The organism is Paenibacillus kobensis NBRC 15729 (assembly GCF_004000825.1).
Classification (GTDB): Bacteria; Bacillota; Bacilli; order Paenibacillales; family Paenibacillaceae; genus Paenibacillus_T; species Paenibacillus_T kobensis.
Window position 1 is genome coordinate 84,119 of record NZ_BILZ01000003.1, and the last position, 18,978, is coordinate 103,096.

At 50.7% G+C, this 18,978-nt stretch carries 13 protein-coding genes; 7 read left to right on the plus strand and 6 right to left on the minus strand.

Translation table 11 applies throughout. From position 1 onward, the window contains the following. Positions 1-47 precede the first annotated feature (47 nt). Positions 48-497: a peroxiredoxin family protein gene (locus PKO01S_RS03530; RefSeq protein WP_164779462.1), complete on the minus strand. Its 450-nt coding sequence runs from the start codon at positions 495-497 to the stop codon at positions 48-50. A gap of 76 nt (positions 498-573) precedes the next feature. Further along, positions 574-1,245 (minus strand): Crp/Fnr family transcriptional regulator, encoded by a 672-nt coding sequence (locus PKO01S_RS03535; RefSeq protein WP_246070431.1) that lies wholly within the window; start codon positions 1,243-1,245, stop codon positions 574-576. A 284-nt stretch (positions 1,246-1,529) separates the two neighbouring features. On the opposite strand from PKO01S_RS03535, the gene PKO01S_RS03540 reads away from it, so the two are divergent. Beyond that, a complete protein-coding gene (locus PKO01S_RS03540) occupies positions 1,530-6,671 on the plus strand; it encodes a DUF7507 domain-containing protein (RefSeq protein WP_127529920.1) in 5,142 nt (1,713 codons plus the stop codon). A 70-nt stretch (positions 6,672-6,741) separates the two neighbouring features. On the opposite strand, the gene PKO01S_RS03545 is transcribed toward PKO01S_RS03540, so the two are convergent. Together PKO01S_RS03545 and PKO01S_RS03550 are read right to left on the minus strand one after the other, a co-directional pair. Beyond that, positions 6,742-7,320, minus strand: coding sequence for a TMEM175 family protein (locus PKO01S_RS03545; protein ID WP_127529921.1), 579 nt, complete (start codon positions 7,318-7,320; stop codon positions 6,742-6,744). Positions 7,321-7,522: 202 nt separating this feature from the next. Further along, entirely contained in the window at positions 7,523-8,998 is a 1,476-nt protein-coding gene (locus PKO01S_RS03550; protein ID WP_127529922.1) for an MFS transporter, read from the minus strand. A gap of 391 nt (positions 8,999-9,389) precedes the next feature. On the opposite strand from PKO01S_RS03550, the gene PKO01S_RS03555 reads away from it, so the two are divergent. Continuing rightward, positions 9,390-10,202 carry a class I SAM-dependent methyltransferase gene (locus PKO01S_RS03555; RefSeq protein ID WP_127529923.1) on the plus strand — a complete coding sequence of 271 codons (813 nt, stop codon included), beginning with the start codon at positions 9,390-9,392 and terminating at the stop codon, positions 10,200-10,202. 240 nt (positions 10,203-10,442) lie between these two features. Here PKO01S_RS03555 and PKO01S_RS03560 read toward each other — a convergent pair whose 3' ends face one another. Further along, positions 10,443-11,327, minus strand: a complete 885-nt coding sequence (locus PKO01S_RS03560) for a TetR/AcrR family transcriptional regulator (RefSeq protein WP_164779463.1) — start codon at positions 11,325-11,327, stop codon at positions 10,443-10,445. Between the two features lie 140 nt (positions 11,328-11,467). Here PKO01S_RS03560 and PKO01S_RS03565 point away from each other — a divergent pair, with 140 nt between their 5' ends. The 5 genes from PKO01S_RS03565 (at position 11,468) to PKO01S_RS03585 (ending at position 16,363) form a co-directional block, all read left to right on the plus strand. Next, positions 11,468-12,061 carry an isochorismatase family protein gene (locus PKO01S_RS03565; protein ID WP_127529925.1) on the plus strand — a complete coding sequence of 198 codons (594 nt, stop codon included), beginning with the start codon at positions 11,468-11,470 and terminating at the stop codon, positions 12,059-12,061. Positions 12,062-12,282: 221 nt separating this feature from the next. Continuing rightward, on the plus strand, positions 12,283-13,428 hold the full coding sequence (locus tag PKO01S_RS03570) for a serine hydrolase domain-containing protein (protein ID WP_246070425.1): 1,146 nt from the start codon (positions 12,283-12,285) through the stop codon (positions 13,426-13,428). Between the two features lie 236 nt (positions 13,429-13,664). Next, on the plus strand, positions 13,665-14,708 hold the full coding sequence (locus tag PKO01S_RS03575) for a sensor histidine kinase (RefSeq protein WP_246070432.1): 1,044 nt from the start codon (positions 13,665-13,667) through the stop codon (positions 14,706-14,708). After that, positions 14,695-15,342, plus strand: a complete 648-nt coding sequence (locus tag PKO01S_RS03580) for a response regulator transcription factor (protein WP_127529927.1) — start codon at positions 14,695-14,697, stop codon at positions 15,340-15,342. Before PKO01S_RS03575 ends, PKO01S_RS03580 begins: the two co-directional genes overlap by 14 nt. A 157-nt stretch (positions 15,343-15,499) precedes the next feature. Next, complete coding sequence (locus tag PKO01S_RS03585) at positions 15,500-16,363, plus strand: CPBP family intramembrane glutamic endopeptidase (RefSeq protein ID WP_246070426.1); 864 nt, start codon at positions 15,500-15,502, stop codon at positions 16,361-16,363. A gap of 163 nt (positions 16,364-16,526) precedes the next feature. Here the strand turns inward: PKO01S_RS03585 and PKO01S_RS03590 are convergent, their stop codons facing one another. Continuing rightward, positions 16,527-18,788, minus strand: a complete 2,262-nt coding sequence (locus tag PKO01S_RS03590; RefSeq protein WP_127529929.1) for a family 14 glycosylhydrolase — start codon at positions 18,786-18,788, stop codon at positions 16,527-16,529. Positions 18,789-18,978 lie beyond the last annotated feature (190 nt).

The following is an 18,978-nucleotide window of genomic DNA, read 5'->3' on the forward strand; positions in this document are numbered from 1 at the left end:
TTATCAACCCTTATGGTGTGTTTCTATAAAGTATAACGTATTCCAGCTTATTTGCCTGCTGCGAACCGGTCGATCACCGCGATATCCAGATGATCGGTGACAAGCTGACCGTAATGGGCTGCCTGCACAATTCCATTCTCGTTGATTAGAAATTCGGCGGGGACTCGATGGAAGTTGGAATCTTTCTCGTGGATAAGCTCGAAGCCGGCAGCTGCAGCCTCAGCGATAAACGCCTTTGTACGGAAGTCGGCCATTGTTGCCTGCATTTTCTCTTCGGAGGTGAACACAGCGATGACGTCCATGCCCTGATCGTTCCACTGAGCGTGTCGGCCAATGAACTGACGTATTCTTAGATTGCATAATGCGCAGGCGGAATTTCGGAAGAAGGAGAGCAACACTTTACGGCCCCGATAGCTCTCCAACGCTACAGGGCTGCCAAGCATGTCAACCGTATTGAATGTCGGGGCAAATACGCCAGGTCGAATCAGGTGAGACATAGCAAAATACCTCCTAAATTTCATTGGATGAGTTCGCGACTTCATCTTAACAGGAGGTAGGCATCGCTTCTGTGACTTAGTCACCTAACTGCGATTCTAATTCATCTCGCCGTACAATTCGGATCCAGCCGCGTCCCGTTTCGATCCAACCCTGCAGTCGGTAGCGCCGCAATGCGCGGCTTACGACTTCACGAGAGGAACCAATCTCAACGGCCAGCTCATGGTGGGTCAAGTTCAGCAGCTGTTTTCGTTCCGAAGTATGTCGCAGCAATGCTTTGACCATCCGCGCTTCCAAGGACTCCGAACGGCGGCCGCCATGCTGCTCGCTTATGCGAAGCAAATCATCCAGCAGCCCTCCGAACACAGCCCCCCGAATTTCCGCATGCGTCTGCAGCCAGCCGAGGAAGCTCTCTTTGGTAACGAACAGCGCCTCGACGTCCGACTCAGCCGTTATAGTCCCTGGGTAATCGCGGCTGCTTAGGCCTCTAAGTACGAATAGGGCACATATCTCGCCTGCTTGGAGTACACTCATGATAGACTCACTGCCATCCTCAGCGATACGGCTAATGCGCGCGGTGCCGCTCAGCAGGAACATCCCATAGGAAGCCGCCTCCTCCCGCTGAAATATTCGCGATTTAGGTGAGTACTTCCGAACCGTCGGCTGTGCTTTGACCCATTCTTCAGAAGTAATCTCGCTCAAGTAAGGCAGAACATCCAAAACTTGCGGGTTAAGTGATTTCGGTAGCATACCCAATGTTTTCACACCCCCTTAACCTATAAAACTTGCCGTTAGTGGCGACACGATTCACCATAACATTGATAGAGTGAAATAAAAAGAGACGCCTCATAATGGGTGTCTCTACAAACGTTTATCTCCATATGACCTCAATGCATGATACAGAGTCACCCACACACTGAAGACCGCCAAATCTTCAACCGCGCCACACCAGAACCGCCTCTGAAAATTTCTCATACTTGCCGGCCTTCCCTATATATTAGTAATGGCGCAAAATACCACAGAGGAGAGGTGGTGTGAAGGTGGCCTGCGAAAATTTGGGCATCGCTAACGATTTTAATGTCTTTGTATTTGAGGACCATATACAATCTTTTGTCGATTCGGAGGGGCGTGTCGCCGTCGGCGGAAACGCTGTTTACCGGAACTATGGAATCGGAAACAAGCTCACCTTATCCACGACGCGGAATGATCTTATCGTCGGGGGCAGCATGGACATCATCGGCGGCACCAACTTCAGTGGAAACAGCGTCATCAGTCCGACCGGTGCCATCATCAACTATACAATGACAAACAATAACGGTGTTCCCGGGCAGCCGCTGCGTCAGACGCCGTTCGATTTCGAAGACGCCGAGTTCTCTTTGACCTGTGCCTCCTCGTCATGGGCCGCAGTCGCTCCGAACGGAACGGTCAGCGTCAATTTCGGACAGATCGTGCTGACCGGAAGCGATCCATCGTTGAATGTGTTTACTATCGACGGAAACAACGTAGCAGGCTCCGGATTTAGCTTGTCCTCGGTGAATGGGATCAATATCGTTACACCTCCGGGCTCTACCGTTCTGATTAATATTGCGGGGACCAATATCGGATTTGGCAACTACTCCATATTCATTAACGGCAATACGGCTATTCCAAGCGATGGCCGGCTCATTCTATGGAACCTCTTCGAAGCAACCACGGCATTCAACCTGAATCTGTCGATAAAAGGCTCTGTGCTTGCCCCGTCTGCGAATTGGAGTGCAATCGGCTTCGGCAATATCGACGGCACGATCGTTGCCCGATCTCTGAGAAACACGACGGGCACGCTTGAAGCACACAACATTCCGTTCATCGGTTGCTTACCGCAGTTGTTCTGCGCCCCTCAGTTAGCCGTTCGCAAGACGGTCAACGGCGTTGCCTCCTTCTCTGGTACGCCGGGTACACTGATCGAATACCGTATCTCTGTTACCAATACAGGCGGAGGCACGCTGACGAACGTGCAGGTCACCGACCCGCTGCTTGGCTTCAGCCAGCTCATCCCTTCCTTGCAGAGCGGACGGGAGGTTATATTCACCGTTAACTCCCAGGTTCCAGCCGGTGCACCGGGGACAATCCAACAGAACATCGTTACCGCAGCCTCCGACCAGACGCCAGAGGCAACGGCAACCACTACCGTTACGGTCACAGGCAGCGTTAGTATCCTGTTCGATAAGAGCGTCGATCGGCTGACGGCGGCGCCCGGGGAAACGGTGACGTACCAATTCAGGGTTGATAATATCGGCGGAATTCCTTTGCAGAACGCTCGGCTCATTGACCCCCTGCTGGGAGTCGACCTTCTGTTTCCCAGCTTCTTGAGCGGCGTTTTGACTACCGTTACTTTTACGATACCAGCCAGTACCCCGATCGGTACGGTCATTACCAATACGGCAACCTTGACAGCCGATAATTTGCCTAATCCGGCTGCGTCGCAAACGTCGGTTACCGTTACGGAAATTCCTGCGGTCCGATTAGCCAAGTCGGCTGACCGTTCCTCAGCTGCGCCTGGAGAAGCGGTTACGTATACGATTACCGTGACGAACGATTCCCTCGTTACAACGCTGACTAATTTGCAATTAACGGACAATCTGCTCGGCTTAAATGAAACGATCAACCAGCTCACTCCAGGCTCTGTCGTGCAATTTACCGGAGTTTTCACCGTACCGCCAGGAACTCCCGCCGGAAGCCCAATAATCAATACTTCAACGCTAACATCCGAGCTCGGCAGCACGTTTGCGACAGTAGAAGTGATTGTCGGTGCACTCCCGGGGCTGACGGTAACCAAAAATGCCCGCCGTACCCAGGTCGCCCCTGGCGACATTATCATTTACGACATCGTCGTCACCAATACCGGCAACGTACCATTAACGAATGTGGCTATCAACGACCCGTCTCTAGGCTTCAGCTTGACGATCCCGCAGCTCCCCGTCGGCAGTGTGCAATCCTTCAGTTTAAACAGTCCCGTGCCGCCAGACACACCGGCAGGGACGAATATTTTCAACACCGTATTTGTTGCGAGCGATCAGACGGGCACCGTTGAAACGACGAGCGAGGTGATTGTGCAACCCGTCTTTTCGATTGGCGTGCAGAAGACGGCGGATAGAAACTTAGCCTCTCCTGGGGAAACGGTGACGTATACTGTCCTTGTCTCCAATACGTCCAATGGACCGATTACGAATGTCAGAATAAGCGACCCTACTCTTGGTCTCAATCAGGTCATCGATACGATGGAAGCCGGAGAAATCCTGATATTCACCCTTCCATTCACCATACCTGCGGGTACGCTTGCGGGGACCATCTTGACGAACATTGTCACTGCCAACGCCAACGAAACTCCTGTCCGAACAGCTACAGCACTGGTGACGGTCGCAGCGGTACCTTCATTAACACTGCAGAAGTCTGTTGTTCCTAATTTCGCTTTTCCTGGAGAGACAGTCACCTTTACACTTTCCATCCGCAACACAGGAAACACGCCTCTCACTACCGTTAGTCTGACCGATACCGATATCGGGGTCGATATCACGCTTCCTTTGCTTAACGTCGGTGAATCAAGTATCACCACCGTACCATTCACCCTGCCGGTAGCGATTCCGCCCGGCACGGTCTTCACCAACACGGCAACAGCTCTATCGGATCAAACACCGTCGCCAGTAACGGCTTCGGCGCAAGTGTTCATAGGCACTCCGGCGACGCTGGTGCTAACCAAGACCGTTAGCGCGACAGCGGCGCTTCCCGGCCAGACGGTAACCTTCCAAACGGTACTAACCAATACCTCCTCCGTCACGCTTACCAACATCGTTCTTATTTCTGATTTGTTTGGATTGACGCATCAGTTCCCGGAACTCGCTCCCGGCGGATCGGAAACTTTATTGGAGGATTTCGAGATTCCTGCAAACGCCATAAACGGAACGGTCTTCGTCAATAATGTTACGGCAACATCCGATCAAACAGCGGAAGTAACGGCGTCTGCCAGCGTAACGGCTGCGGCAGCCCCCAGTCTATCCATCTCGAAATCTGCCAATGTTGGAACTGCGCAGCCAGATCAGTCCGTTCTATATACGATTATCGTCACCAACACGGGTAACGCCCCGCTTTCGAATGTGCAAGTGAGCGATCCCACGATCTCTTTACTGAGGTTAATTCCATTGCTCGCAATTGGTGCCTCTGTAGAGATTTTAGTTCCGTTTCAGATACCGGCGACGGCACTTCCCGGGAGTATCTTTACCAATACCATCGCCGTCGTTTCGGAGCAAACGGGTGTGCAGTCGACGGAGGCAGAAATCGCGATTGTACAGACGGGTCCGTTTATCCCCAGTGCCGTCAAATTGGCTAGCGTCAGCGCGGCCATACCTGGGCAAACCGTTACTTACATGATCACTGTTCATAATCCGACGATGACGACGATCAATAACATTACCGTGTCCGATCCGGCGGTCGGTCTTCTGGAGACTATCGCTACATTGCTTTCGGGCGAAACAGTAATCTTTGAGGTCCCCTTTGTCGTCCCGCTCGGCACTCCGCAAGGAACCGTCTTGAATAATACAGTAACTGTAACTTCGCCCGGTGGCGCGAGCACGTCCAGCCAGTCTATCGTCGTTCTTCCGAATCCGATCCTGTCGCTTAGCAAAACGTCAAATGTAACGAGTGCACTGCCCGGCCAGATCGTTCTATTCACCCTTACCGTCACCAACACGGGAAACACGGTGCTGACGAATGTGCAAGTGACCGATACGGCACTTGGCTTTGCAACTACGATTCCTTTGCTGCCAATCGGCGAATCCCGCTCCTTCGAAGTCCCGTTCATCGTTCCGGCCGCACCTATCGGGACGATATTCCGCAATACTGCCTTTGCGCTTTCGGACGAAACGCCGGTTCCCGTCGAAGCCGAAGCCTCGTTCAGCGTTGGAGCGGCTCCGGCATTGGGGCTCAGCAAAACCGTTAATGTTCCGACCGCGGTCCCGGGCGAAACCGTTATTTTTACAATCGTCGCTGCCAATACGTCCACGGCTCCTCTTACGAATGTGAACATTACGGATTCACTTCTCGGATTTATTGCCGTTATCCCGTTCCTGGCTCCAGGTACATCCGAATCAGTGACGGCCGAATTTGTCATTCCGCTTCAATCGCCAGCAGGTACAGTGTTCGTCAATACGGCGACAGCGACTTCCGATCAATCGCTGACCGTTACGGCCTCCTCGTCCGTCGTTACGGCAGCGGCCCCGGCCTTATCGCTGCTCAAAACCGTAAACACTAACCTTGCTGCGCCCGGGGAAACCGTCACCTATTTTATATTTATAGAGAACACCGGGAACGTGCCTTTGACGAACGTGCAAATAAACGACCCCCTCTTCGGACTATCAGAGACTGTGACCGTTATCCAACCTCGAACGACACTGAGGCTTACGGTGCCTTTTGCTATTCCTCTGGATGCGCTGGCGGACGTGAGGATTTTTGATATCCTCAACGTAGGAACCGATCAAACACCGGTACAGAGTACGATTTCCGAGCTGATCGTCGCTAGCCGTTTCTCAGTGGATTTGCGGAAAACGGCGAACGTAACGGAAGCGCAGCCAGGCAGTACGGTCACATTCACGACGACGGTGACCAATACCTCTAATCAGAAGTTGACCAACCTCAACCTGATCGATTTGCTTACAAGCTTGAACGAAGTCCTCGAAGAGCTGCACCCGGGAGAGACCGCTACGCTCACGACAAGCGTCGTCGTTCCTCCATTCGCCGAGCCCGGTTCGCTCTTGACCAACACCGTGACCCTGTCAACCGGCGAGACTGCGCCGCAATCGGCTTCTGCTTCCGTCGTAGTGCAAGCACTAGCAAGAGCGTCTCTCGACAAAATGGTCGTGCCTACGAGCGGGAAGTCGGGAGAGAAGGTTCTTTTCACCATCCAGCTCCGCAATACGGGCAATGTTCCATTGGTGAATGTAAGGCTGACAGATCCGCTGCTCGGCTTGCAGGTGCAAATAGTGCGATTTGACGTTAGGGCGATCGAGACGCTGCGGACTCCATTCGTTCTACCGGAAGTTGAAGAAGACACCAAGCTCGTGAACGTGGCGGCTCTCGTATCGGATAACGGTCCGACTCTTGAAGCGAGAGCCTCGGTAGTGGTCATCCCCGAGGAAGAAGAATAAAGAAATCGCCCGCTTCTCCAGTTTGGAGGACGGGCGATTTCTGATTATCCCAAGAACGCATCTGCAACAGTTATTGACCTCTCAAAATATGTTCGATTCGCTTATCCGGCACGACCCAGATCGCAGCAACAAGTACGTAAAAGAAGCCGGAGACCCATGGACCCACATACGCTGTCAATATCGCGATCAAGTAGAGGAATGGAGATAGCTTTACCTTCCAGTCTCTCCCCATCGACATAACCAGTGCAGAATCGCCGGAATGCTGGCTTACGATTGCGAGCTGGAGCAGCCAGTAGGAGACCGAGGCAAGCAGAAGAATGATCCCGTACAACGCCGTCGGGGCCGGTGCAAAATGGCTTTCTCCCATCCAGGCGGTCGTGAACGGAATAAGGGATAGCCAGAAGAGCAGGATCAAGTTAAGCCACATCAACCGCCAGTTCAAGGTTCGAATCATGTGCAGCAGATGATGATGGTTGTTCCAGTATATGCCGACATAAACGAAGCTGAAGATGTAACTAAGAACTTTCGGGCCTAGCTCGATTAACGCATGCCAGTCATGGCCTTCCGGCACTTTGAATTCAAGCACCATGATCGTAATAATGATTGCCAATACGCCATCGCTGAACGCTTCCATCCGGTTTGCTTTCATTGTGGGGGAATCACCTATTCCTCGCTTCATGTTCTTATTTCTCTTCCTGTTTCTGTAGTTTAATATGAATTTTCTTCATCCTTCAAGCACAACTTTACCAAGAACATGAGGGACGTGGGAGAGATTGCAGAAAAAAAGAGATGATGCCTATTGGGACATCATCTCTGATTTAAACCGCTTATATGATTACTTTAAGCGTATCTTACGCTTCTGTTGTTTTCATTTCAGCGCGTTTCTCGTCGAGCTGTTTATTGATGTTCTCGACATCCTTATCGGACAGCGGATAGAAGTGCATCACGGCCATGGAAACAATAGCAAGAACAGCAGGTATCCAAATCGCCGTCATATTGATCCCTGCAAGAGCGCCAGCTGTCTGACGGTCCGCGTCTCCGTCAAATCCATAAGCGGCAAGGAACCACAGTGGCACGGCACCGCCGATCGTGAAGCCAACCTTGAAGAACAGTCCCATAATGGCATTGATAATAGCAGCATTACGCTTACCAGACTTCAGCTCGCCATAGGAAACGACTTCAGGAACAAGTGCCCACATGAAGCCCGTCGCCGAGCTCAAGCCCCATTGCTTGATGAAGGTCGAAACATAAGCCAGCCACAGTTGATCATGCATGCCGTCAAGGCTCCAGACCCAAGTCAGAATCTCGCCGATAACAAACATGCCGAGGAAGACATGGAAGAAACCTTTTTTACCGAAGATTTTCTTGAGTTTCGGCCAGAACACCGCAAAGGCGATACCCGGTATCGAGGCAATCAGCCCCACAGCGCCCATCCAGTCCGAGTGATCGACCGTGTATTGGTTAAAGAAGCCATTAACGGTATTCATGAAGAACATGAATGTAAAGGCCAACATGAAGAACAATCCTAAGATAACCAACGGCTTGTTGTTCTTAAATTCAGCGAAGAAGTCACTAACCTTAACGTGTGCCGATTGTTCAGCATTAGCGACAACGCGCTCTTTGGTCAGTTTGAAGCAAAGGAACAGCGCAATGGCGCCGATCACCATATAAACGGCATAAACGCTAAACCAAGCATGGCCTGCGGAAGGATCCGTATACGTTCCCATATTCAGTTTCAGTCCGAAAAATCCGGTGTCTTTGAGTTCACGGTCTTTAGGAGCAACCATCTGAACAAACATAGGGAACAAAGTATACACGAGAAGATTGGCCACATTCGCAAGCATCATGCGCGTCGTTGTAATTTGGTCAACCGATTCAGGGTCACGGGTCAATGACGCGTTAAGCGAGCCGTAAGGAATATTAACGACGGAATAAACCAGATCGAGTATGAAATACGTGATGAAAATAAAGGTCACAGAGCCTTGGACGGCAGGAATGGGTGCAAACATCAGCGCAGCCAAGATCACCATCGGAATACCTGCACGCAGCAACCAAGGACGATATTTGCCCGCTTTGGATGAGCGCTTATCGACATATGTCCCGACCATTGGATCCCAGATCACATTGATGATACGGACAACAAGAAAAATAAAACCTGCTATGGCTGTACCGATTGCATTGACGGTCGTCATATAGAGGGCAAGAAAGCCTCCAATTGTACCAAAGACAAGGTTTTGAGCAAAGTCCCCGAAACCGTAACCAAGTCGCTCAACAAGACTCAGCTTGTGATACTCGTTCTGCTGAACATTCCGCGTGTTACTACTCATGATGAATACTCCTCTCTAAGATGCAAATAAAGCAAAAGGCGTTTATGAAATGAAATAAAGCCCTTACATTTTTTCAAACTCAACTATGCGTTTGGTTTAAATTAAAAAAATGACCAGAGACTTTTAGTCAATTATTTACCAAAAATCTCATCCTATTCCTCTTCGTTTGAGTCAATCGACTTTCTTTGTTTATTAAACAAACAAACTTGAGTAGAGTACGAGTATAGCCTAATTATGATGAACAATCAACTTCATCTAGTTTCCAATCAAATATATCCAGTCTCTAGCAACTGACGGGCAAAGTTATGTGGATTTATTATTCAAAAAATGGTAGATTATGCTGTGCGAATTAGCTAGCCTCCTATCATTTATGTTCGGGGAGAGTGTCTGCATGGATAATCATTCTGTTTATAGAACAAACGTTATTGGCACTGGCGAGGCTGGCGTTGCTATTTCGGTAGACATGAATAAGAACGTTGTTCATACCGTAAACAGCTTATTTTGGGATACAAAAGGCACTGAGCTATTAGGGGCAACCTCACTTCCTCTATATGGAGCATTTGTCTCTGAGGACAAGTGTCAGCTGTTCGGCGATGTCTCTGGAAAGAAGCTGCTGGAGATAGGCTGTGGCAGCGGCCATTCTTTGCAATATCAGGGGGAACGGAGCGCAGCTGAACTATGGGGCATGGATCTGTCCGAGAACCAGATCGAGAAGACCAGGCAGCATCTGGCGGCGTGCGGTCTGTCCGCGCAATTAGTCTGCTCTCCGATGGAAGAAGAATGCGGCATACCGGAGAATTATTTCGACTTTGTATATTCGGTCTATGCCATAGGCTGGACAACCGACCTTGAAGGCACTCTGGGCCGAATTGCTTCGTACCTGAAAAAAGACGGCGTATTTATTTTTAGCTGGTCTCACCCTATCCATAAATGTGTTGCGGCAGAAGATGACCGGCTTGTTTTCAAGAAAAATTATTTCGATGAATCCTGGTATTCGGTATCCCTTGGAGACAGTACGCTAACCTTATCGGACCGTAAACTCTCCACCTATGTGAATGCGTTGGCGAAAGCGGGATTTGTCATTGAGCAATTAATTGAGGAATCTGACGAGGACATTATGCAGTCGTGGAGTACGAACAGCGATTTTGCGGCAAAAGCAGCGATGCTTCCTGTTACCTTCGTAATCAAGGCAAGAAAGCTGTAGTTCAATACCCGCCCTGTCCTTAACGGCAAAGTTGAACGGGCTGTCCTATAAGTCATTCTCTGACCTCTGATCTTGGAACAGCCCGTTTCATTTCTTTTGGCTCCGAACGGGCCAGTTTCATTGTACGAAGTACAATCGACGGGCAAAATCGCAAAGTTACATCGAATACAGACAAAGAGTTGCCCCTTCTTCCTGTTTCTGAGACAGCTCTTTCCTGTTACCCGTGCCGCTTGCCCCACCTTACTCTTCCAGAACAATCTGCTTCAACTGGATGACCAAGCTTCTCAGCTCTTGCTCTTGTTCCAGATAAGCGCAAAGTGCCTGAATGAGCGGCCTTCTAGGCTGCGCCTGCGTGATCTCCGCCCCCAGCAGCTGGGCAATTTCTTGCAGTTCCTTCCGCCGGGCGGTTCCGCCAGGCCAAGCCTCAAGCAGCGTCGTCAATCTGTCGAACTTCTCCTTAGCGATCCGGTCTTTGTCGTTATTCCAGTCGTCTGGGCCTGAGTGAACGAATTGATCATAAGCGCTTCGCCCAAGCAGCCCCTTCGAATCCGACTTCGCCATGTGCTCGACCAGCGCATCCAACTTATCGACGATGAACCAAGCCGTATCCTCTATCGACAGCACCTTCACCTCGTTGATGATCCGCTGCAAGTAATCCTTCAGAATCGCGCGGTATATAAAGATCAGGTCCCAGAGAAACGGCTCGACTCGCTTGCCGTACACTTCAAGCAGCCAACTCTTGTGCCATTCCATCATGCGGGCGCGAACATGACTTCTCAGCGAGCGGAAAGCCGCGTACTGCGCGATCGGAAGATCGGTGAAGTCGACCATAATGTGACGGAATTCAATAAAATACTGAAAACGAAATACGATCTGATGGACGAATCTCTCTCTGGGAGTACCCGTCCCGGTTTCTTGCAGATGCTCAGCCCGGTCGAAATAACCGGTCTGACACTCGTCGAACACCTCGCACAGCAGGTCTTCTTTGGACGGGAAATGCTTGTACACCGAACCCTTCGCAATGGAACAGTCTTGGGCGATTTCCTGAATCGAGGTCGCCAGAAACCCTTTGTCTTTAAACATTTTAGAAGCCGAACGAATGATATCCTGCTTGGTTGCGCTCATCCTCACGTATCCCCTCTTGACACCTTTGAACTCATCGTACAAAATAATGAACATAGAGTCAATCGACCCCGTGTTCAATTTTTCATACTCAAGGTCAAGCAAGGGTCGTGCTCGATTTTTTGGATGGAGTGTGATCGATCTTGGAAGATTTATTGTTTCAATTGCCGAAGACGGCATTAATCGTAATCGACTTGCAGCAATGGCTTGGCAATAGCTACGCCCCTCACTCGAAGGAGCAAGTCATCAGCCGCGCAGCCGCCATGGTTCAATCATTCCGCGAGGCAGGCGCTTTCGTCGGACTTGTCCGCGTATCCACGAAAGACTTCAAGGATATGCCCCGTCCTCTGCTGGATCAGGCCCCTCCCCCCTTCAATCTAGTGCCCGGATGGGATGAAATCGTACCTGAGATCGGAGTCACCGACAGTGACCACCTCATTACGAAGCGCCAATGGGGAGCCTTCTATGGAACGGACTTGGACCAACAGCTGCGCCGGCGCGGCATCACGACCATCGTGCTGTGCGGGATTGCTTCCGGTATTGGCGTAGATACGACAGCGCGTGAGGCTTTCGCCCATGGCTATCAGGTCGTATTCGCGATGGACGCCATGACCGGCTTCAGCGAGGCGGAGCATGAGCATGTGCGCCAGATTATCTTTCCGCGCATCGGCAGAATTCGTACGACCGAAGACATCCTCGCTTGCGCCGCGCTTCAACAAGACAGGTCATCCGTATAACAGCAACGGTAATAACGAATGAAGAGGGCTGCGACTGGCTATTGTTAATAGCCTGTCACAACCCTCTTGCCTTTTAACCGGATAATACCGCCCCCGTTCTTTAAGCAACTGGTATACGCCGAGACGGCGAAGGGGACCTTGTCGTTTAAATTGAATTTATATACGCCCCGTATACTCCATATATCAGCCATTGAGATGCCAAGGATCATGGAGGGATAACAATGAACGAACTGCGACCGGATCATCTGCAGCATTCGATTCAAGCCATGTTGGACGAATTTACGGAGAGCGGGTTGGAATCCGGCCTTCAGGTGACGGCTTACCACAGAGGCAAGCGGGTATTGAATGCTCAATCGGGAGTCATGAATGCCGCGGCGAACAAACCCGTAACAAGCGATACGCTCTTCATCAGCATGTCCAGCTGCAAAGGAATTACCGCAACGGTCATCCACCTGCTGGCGCAATCCGGCAAGCTGAGGTACGACGACAAGATAGCCGACTATTGGCCGGAGTTCGCCGTGAACGGCAAAGCCGATATAACCATTCGCCAAGTACTGTGCCATGAGGCCGGCATTCCACAAATGCCGGAGCCTATCGATATGGACACCGTCTGCAACTGGGATGCCATGGTTCATGCAATCGAACGGCTAACGCCTGTGTGGAAACCTGGCACCAAGACCGGTTATCACGGACTTACCATGGGCTGGATTCTGGGTGAACTAGCGAAACGCGCAGACGGGCGGCCATTTGCTCAGATTGTACAGGAGGACATCGGTGTCCCCCTTGGTATTGAGAACGAGCTCTACTTCGGCGTTCCAGATGGAGCGGAGTCACGGATTGCTACGATTAGCGGGGAAACATTGCCTTGGATGGATATGCCTGACGATATGCTGATTAAAAAAATGCTGCCTACCCCCATCATGCCCATCAAGAATGCTGCTTGGAATGAACTTGCGTTTCATCAGGCCGTTGTGCCTGCGGCTAACGCTTGCCTCACAGCTAATGCACTTGCCCGCCTATATGCCTCCCTGATCGGTGACGGCGTTGATGGCATTCGGCTATTGAACCCCTCCACCTTAGAACAGGCTACCCTCTTGCATACCAAGCAACCCGATGAAGTGTTTATGGGCTTGATCTCTATTCCGAAAGCCCTTGGTTACTGGCTGGGGGATAACGAGTCGGCGCTCGCGATGGGCGGCAGCCTTCGTACTTTTGGCCATACCGGTATGGGCGGCTTGATTGGATTCGCCGATCCGGAGCATCAGTTTTCTTTTGCCCTGCTCAAGAACTCCCTTTCCTTCAACCGCGGGAATCAGGATACAGACGTACTCCTAGTGAATAAAGTGCGTGAGTGGCTGCACTCTTAACCAAATACCAAAGCACAATCTCTGGAAGAAGTTTAGTATAAAAAATGGTATTCTATTGGAGATCAATAGAAAATGAATATATAGGAGTTACGGTCATCACTCATATGAAAAAAATATTATCTTTCATGGATTGGGGCATATTTGCTCTCCGCTCATACCATTATATTTTGCTGTTATCCCAGCTCCTTACTATGGGTGAGCCCTCTAGCCGTACATGGTTGGAGTTCATCTGGTTGATGGCAGCGTTTATCGCCCCGATGATGTTCTGGTTTCCTGGGCGGCGAATGAACAAAGCTTGGTTCTGCATATTGGAGCTAGTGCTGGGCGGTTCTTATTTTGTGTATACGGTCTTCCATCCGGATCTTGCTTCCAAGGCAGACTACTTGCTGCCGAGTCTCGCAATGGGGTACGTATGGACGAAGTATACGCTCTGGGTCATTCCCGCAGTTGTTCTGATGCCCTTTACCTTTCAATCTCATTCGGAATTATCTTGGGAACAAACCCTTAGTATTGGAACAGACAACCTGCTGTTCTGCTTCATCGGGATATGGGCAAGCTCCGTAGCCAATGCGTATTCTCAGAAGAATGCATTGGTAGCTGAAGTCGAACAGCAGAATAAGCTGCTGACCCACTACGCCGCGGAGATTGAGAAGATGACTTTGCTTGAAGAACGCAACCGCATGTCCAAGGAGCTTCATGACACGCTGGGACACTCCTTTATCTCCATCATCATGAGTCTGGACGCTTCCATTGCCTTAATGGATCACAAGCCCGCCGAGGTCAAAGATCGGTTAATTCGTTTAAGAGCATTGACAGAGCACAATCTGGACGAGATGAGGAACATTGTCCATGAGATGGGCGACGAAGAGGAATCCCATCTTATCGAGCAGGTCGAGGCGCTTGTGACCCGCTTCCAGGAGAATACGGGAACCGTCCTGACTTTGAATCTGCTCGGGACAGAGCCTCCACTGCGATTCGAAGCACGGCAGACGATCCTTCGAGTCATTCAGGAATCGTTCACGAACGCATTGAAACATGGCCAAGCGTCTCAATTGAATCTGGAGTTTACGTTCTCCGAGTCCACTCTACAATTGATCATTCAAAATAATGGGAAGCCAATCGACAAGCTGGAGTATGGCTTCGGCCTGACGACTATGAAACAACGGGTCGAGCAACTGGGAGGCAGCCTGAGCATATCGTCTAAGACGGGAGCCGCAGCGGTCACCGAGGTCAAATGTGAAATTCCGCTGAAAGGAGTGATGCTGCATGGCCACAATTAAAGTACTGATTGCCGATGATCAGGAATTAATTCTGGAGAGCCTCCATATCGTACTATCCATGGAAGAAGATTTGGTGATTGTCGGGTTAGCCAAGAACGGGGATGAAGCCGTTAGAATCTGTGAGCAGTTCCAGCCCGATATTGTGCTGATGGACATCAATATGCCTGTCATGGATGGCGTTGCCGCAACGGCACAGATCAAAGAGCGGATGCCTGAAGTCAAAGTGATCATCCTGACCTCCTACCGGGAAGTCGAATATGTTCTGACGGCATTAAGCCACGGGGCAGAAGGTTATTTGCTCAAAGCCATTCATCCGAAGGAACTAGCCGCTGGCATACGGGTGGTTCATGCGGGAGGAACCTTAATCACGCAGGAGATGGCGGGTAAAATGATCAAAAGCATGAACCATGCCTCCGCTCCAAAAAGTAATGAATACGGGCTCAGCGGTCGCGAACTTGAAGTCCTGCATAAGCTCGCCTCAGGCATGCGCAATCAAGACATTGCTGAGGCACTGTTTCTTAGTGAAGGCACGGTCAAAAATTATATTTCCACGATTTACTCGAAGCTTAATGTGAAGGGACGGCGGGAAGCAGCCCGTAAAGCCCGAGACTCAGGAATCATGGATGATCATTAAAAATCTGATATCTAGGAAGCTGGCAGCTGATTATCGTTGCCGGCTTTTTTTTGTATTGTCATGTGACCAAATTCTGACTAAAGCGCACTCTCCCTTCATGACTTTTTCAGCTTAAACTGATAATCATCAAGCAATAATAAAGGAGCTGATGCGAGACATGAAGAACAGATCTGAACATAAAGTGATGCAGCAAAATGGCGGAAAAAGAAGTGCTTGGAGTGCGTTTTGGCGCTTCCCGCTCGTCTGGATGATTACAGGGGCTATCGGTATTATTCTGGTCGATTCGATATTTCGGCCGCTAGCGGAGCAAGCAGGGGGAATTACTTCTCTTCTTGTGACGCTTGCGGAGGGTGCAGTTATCATCATGGTCTATAGCCTTACGATGAAATACTTGGCCCGCCGGTCAACGCCTGAGATAGCAAGACAACGTGCCGGTGTTGAGGCCGGGATGGGAATGCTAACCGGGGTAATCTTTATCCTAGTATCCACTCTTATTATTGCTGCCACGGGAGTTTATTCCTTTCAATGGGCGAGTGCTGCAGATACGAGTTCTGTGCTGATGACCTCCATTGTAGCAGCTTTAGGTGCAGCCATTGTTGAGGAATTTATTTTTCGCGGCCTTATGTTTCAAGCCGTCAGCAAATGGGCTGGAACCTGGCCCGCACTCGCTGTGACCTCCCTTTTCTTCGGAGTTGTGCATCTTGGGAATGCAGGGGCAACACTATGGAGCGGGTTCGCTATAGTCATTGAAGCAGGTGTTCTGCTCGGAGCTGCATTCCTGTGGCGAAGGAACCTGTGGTTTGCCATCGGACTGCACTTTGCCTGGAATGCACTTGAGGGAATGCTTGGGATCCCTGTTTCCGGGCATGCTGCTACCGGATTGTTCACTGTACAAGTAAAGGGTCCTGCCCTTCTTACAGGAGGGGATTTTGGACTCGAAGGCTCTATTTTTCCGATTATCATTAGCCTTCTGATTGCCATTCCCATGCTGATTGCTGCTGCACGGTCCTCTAAAGACTAGGCCCAACTATAAGAGCAGCCTGTATGCCCGTTATATTATTACTAATCGTACGTTACTTCCACCATGAGTTTTAACGGTAGAAAAAAGACAGAGCTCGGCGATTGCTCGCGTTGCTCTGTCGGTTTACTTCCGTAATCGCTGCGGGTTCCTAAGGCAGATCCGGCTATGCTGCCAAGGAACTGACTACAGGTGCGCCTGCCGTAATGACGCCGCCGCCCGAATAAGTCCAGGTACCTGCATTAAAGAAGTAGTTCCTCGCATTGTTGCTATCCCAGTTGCCGTTGCCGTCGTTGAAGCAAGCTTCCAACTGCGTGGCGGTTCCAATATCAATCGTGATCTTCGCGTAGCCGCTCACTTCAGAATCCTGCATCCTGACACCTGGAACCGCCGTCCATGTGCCGCCTGCCGGGCGATAGTGAATGAATGGCGTTGTAAAGCCCTTTTTGTAATATACCGTTACTTTGTTAGTAGCCGGGGCCGTATTGGTCGTTACGGATATTGCGCTGCTGCCTGCGGACACGTTGCCGGCAATATCCTTCGCTCTAACGGTATAGCTGTAGCTCGTCGCCGGGCTGAGGCCGGTGTCGGTATAGGATGCTGCTGTAACGCCCGACTTCACCAAATTGCCGTTCCGGTAAACGTCGTATCCGGCTAACCCGCTGCCGCCCGTGTTATCTGTCGATGCTGTCCAGGACAGAGACACGGTTGTATCCGTTTTTCCTGTGCTGGTCAGCCCTGTTGGCACGCTTGGCGCCGTCGTATCCGGCGTAATGCCTGCAGGCGGACCGGACGTGATGACACCGCCGCCCATATAGGTTGAGGTGCCCACATTAAAGAAGTAGTTCTTCGAATTGTTGCTGTCCCAGTTGCCGTTGCCGTCGTTGAAGCAGGCTTCCAGCTGCGTAGCGGATCCAATGTCGATCGTGATCTTCGCATAGCCGCTCACTTCAGAATCCTGCATCCTGACACCTGGAGCCGCCGTCCATGTGCCGCCTGCTGGACGATAGTGAATGAATGGCGTTGCATAGCCTTTCTTGTAATACACCGTTACGGAATTATGCGTGTCATCCTGCGCTGAATGGCTGATGACATACTGCTTGAAGAGGGCCATATCGCTTGTCGCCGATCCGTCGGAATTAACGATATTATTGAGGCGAAGCAGCGTAAAGCCGCTGTAGTTGTAAGTCGTTATTTTTTCCTCGATTTTTTGGAAAGCGCTGCTTCCGGAAGCGACGAGCGCATTCTCGCCGTTGATACGCACGCCTTTGGCGTTCGCGATAGACGACACGTTGTTCACCAGCGTCGACGGCATGGAATAGTTCGGCGCGGAGCCGGCATCGAACATTTCCAGGCAAGTAAAGGTTAAATCCAGGTTGTTGTCTTTAAACGTTTGAATCAGACTGTTGTAATCATAGTAGCCTGCCGCTTGCTCAGCACTGTGCGGCATAGTTGGACTGGACATTTGCCAGTGCACGCCAGAGATTTTGGACCCGATGCGAACGCCGAAGACGGAATCAAATTGATTGTGAGCCGCAGTGGCGATGACACCCAAATGTTTTTGCAACACGCTTTGATACCAGGTTAAGAAGTCTTTCCCGTAATTGGTGGCGTAGCCGCCTCCCGTATAGAAGGCATCCCCGTCACTCGGAGGATTGATCTGGCTCTGGCTGGTAAGGCTCAGCCCCCACGCGCTGTTGACGCCGCTTAATGAACCGTATTTACTGATCATTGCGCTGCGGAACGCTTGCTTCGCCGTGTCCGTGTAAACTTCGAATTTCCCGCGGGACGGATAAGACCAACCGGCTGCAGCATTATAGGATGGAAAACGAAGCTCGCCCGCAGGTCCGCCGCTCAGATAAATTTTCGCGATGATATCTTTGTAGGAAGCAAAGTTTTGGGCAAAAGAAGCGTACAGCTCGTTATACTGCGCACTGATACCGCTCCAGAACGGGGAAATCGCTTCCTTATTCACGAACCCGGCTTCATCTTTGAACTGCATCTCATCGGCGGTCCCTTTGCTCCACAACCAGCTTGGAAGCGGAAAGTTACAATTGTCGCCGACGTTTCCTCCGCATTGGTGAGTGGACATAATCGGAACCCATTTCAGGCCGGCCGCACGTACCGCATCTGCATAGGTTTTATAGTAGCTCCAGTCGAACTGGTTATCGCCGGCGCTTTCCACAATCCCCCACCATACGTCAGTCGTAATAGCATACACACCGTTGCTTTTCAAAGTCTGCAGTTGATTTCTAAATGAAGTCCAATCCGTAACCTGCGTCAAGGGCCCCATCACTGAAACACGGAAGTCGGTCCCAACCGCGGCATTCGTGGTGCCCGTGCTTAATCCAAGTACCACGGACATCAATAACGTCAGACTTAGCAGGAGCGAACTTCCTTTTTTGAGCAGTCTTTTACCTAAAGACATAAACAATCCTCCTTTTTTATGTGATGCAAACGTTTGCATAATTGCCTGCAATTCCTTCCCCTCTAACAGTAGGATTCATGCGCCGCGATTAAAGGGAAGGGTTGACTATTTTGTGCAAACGCTTGCATTAACACCTGAGATGTTATCACCCTCTGCGCCATCCTGTCAACAATTTACGGAAAATCGGCCA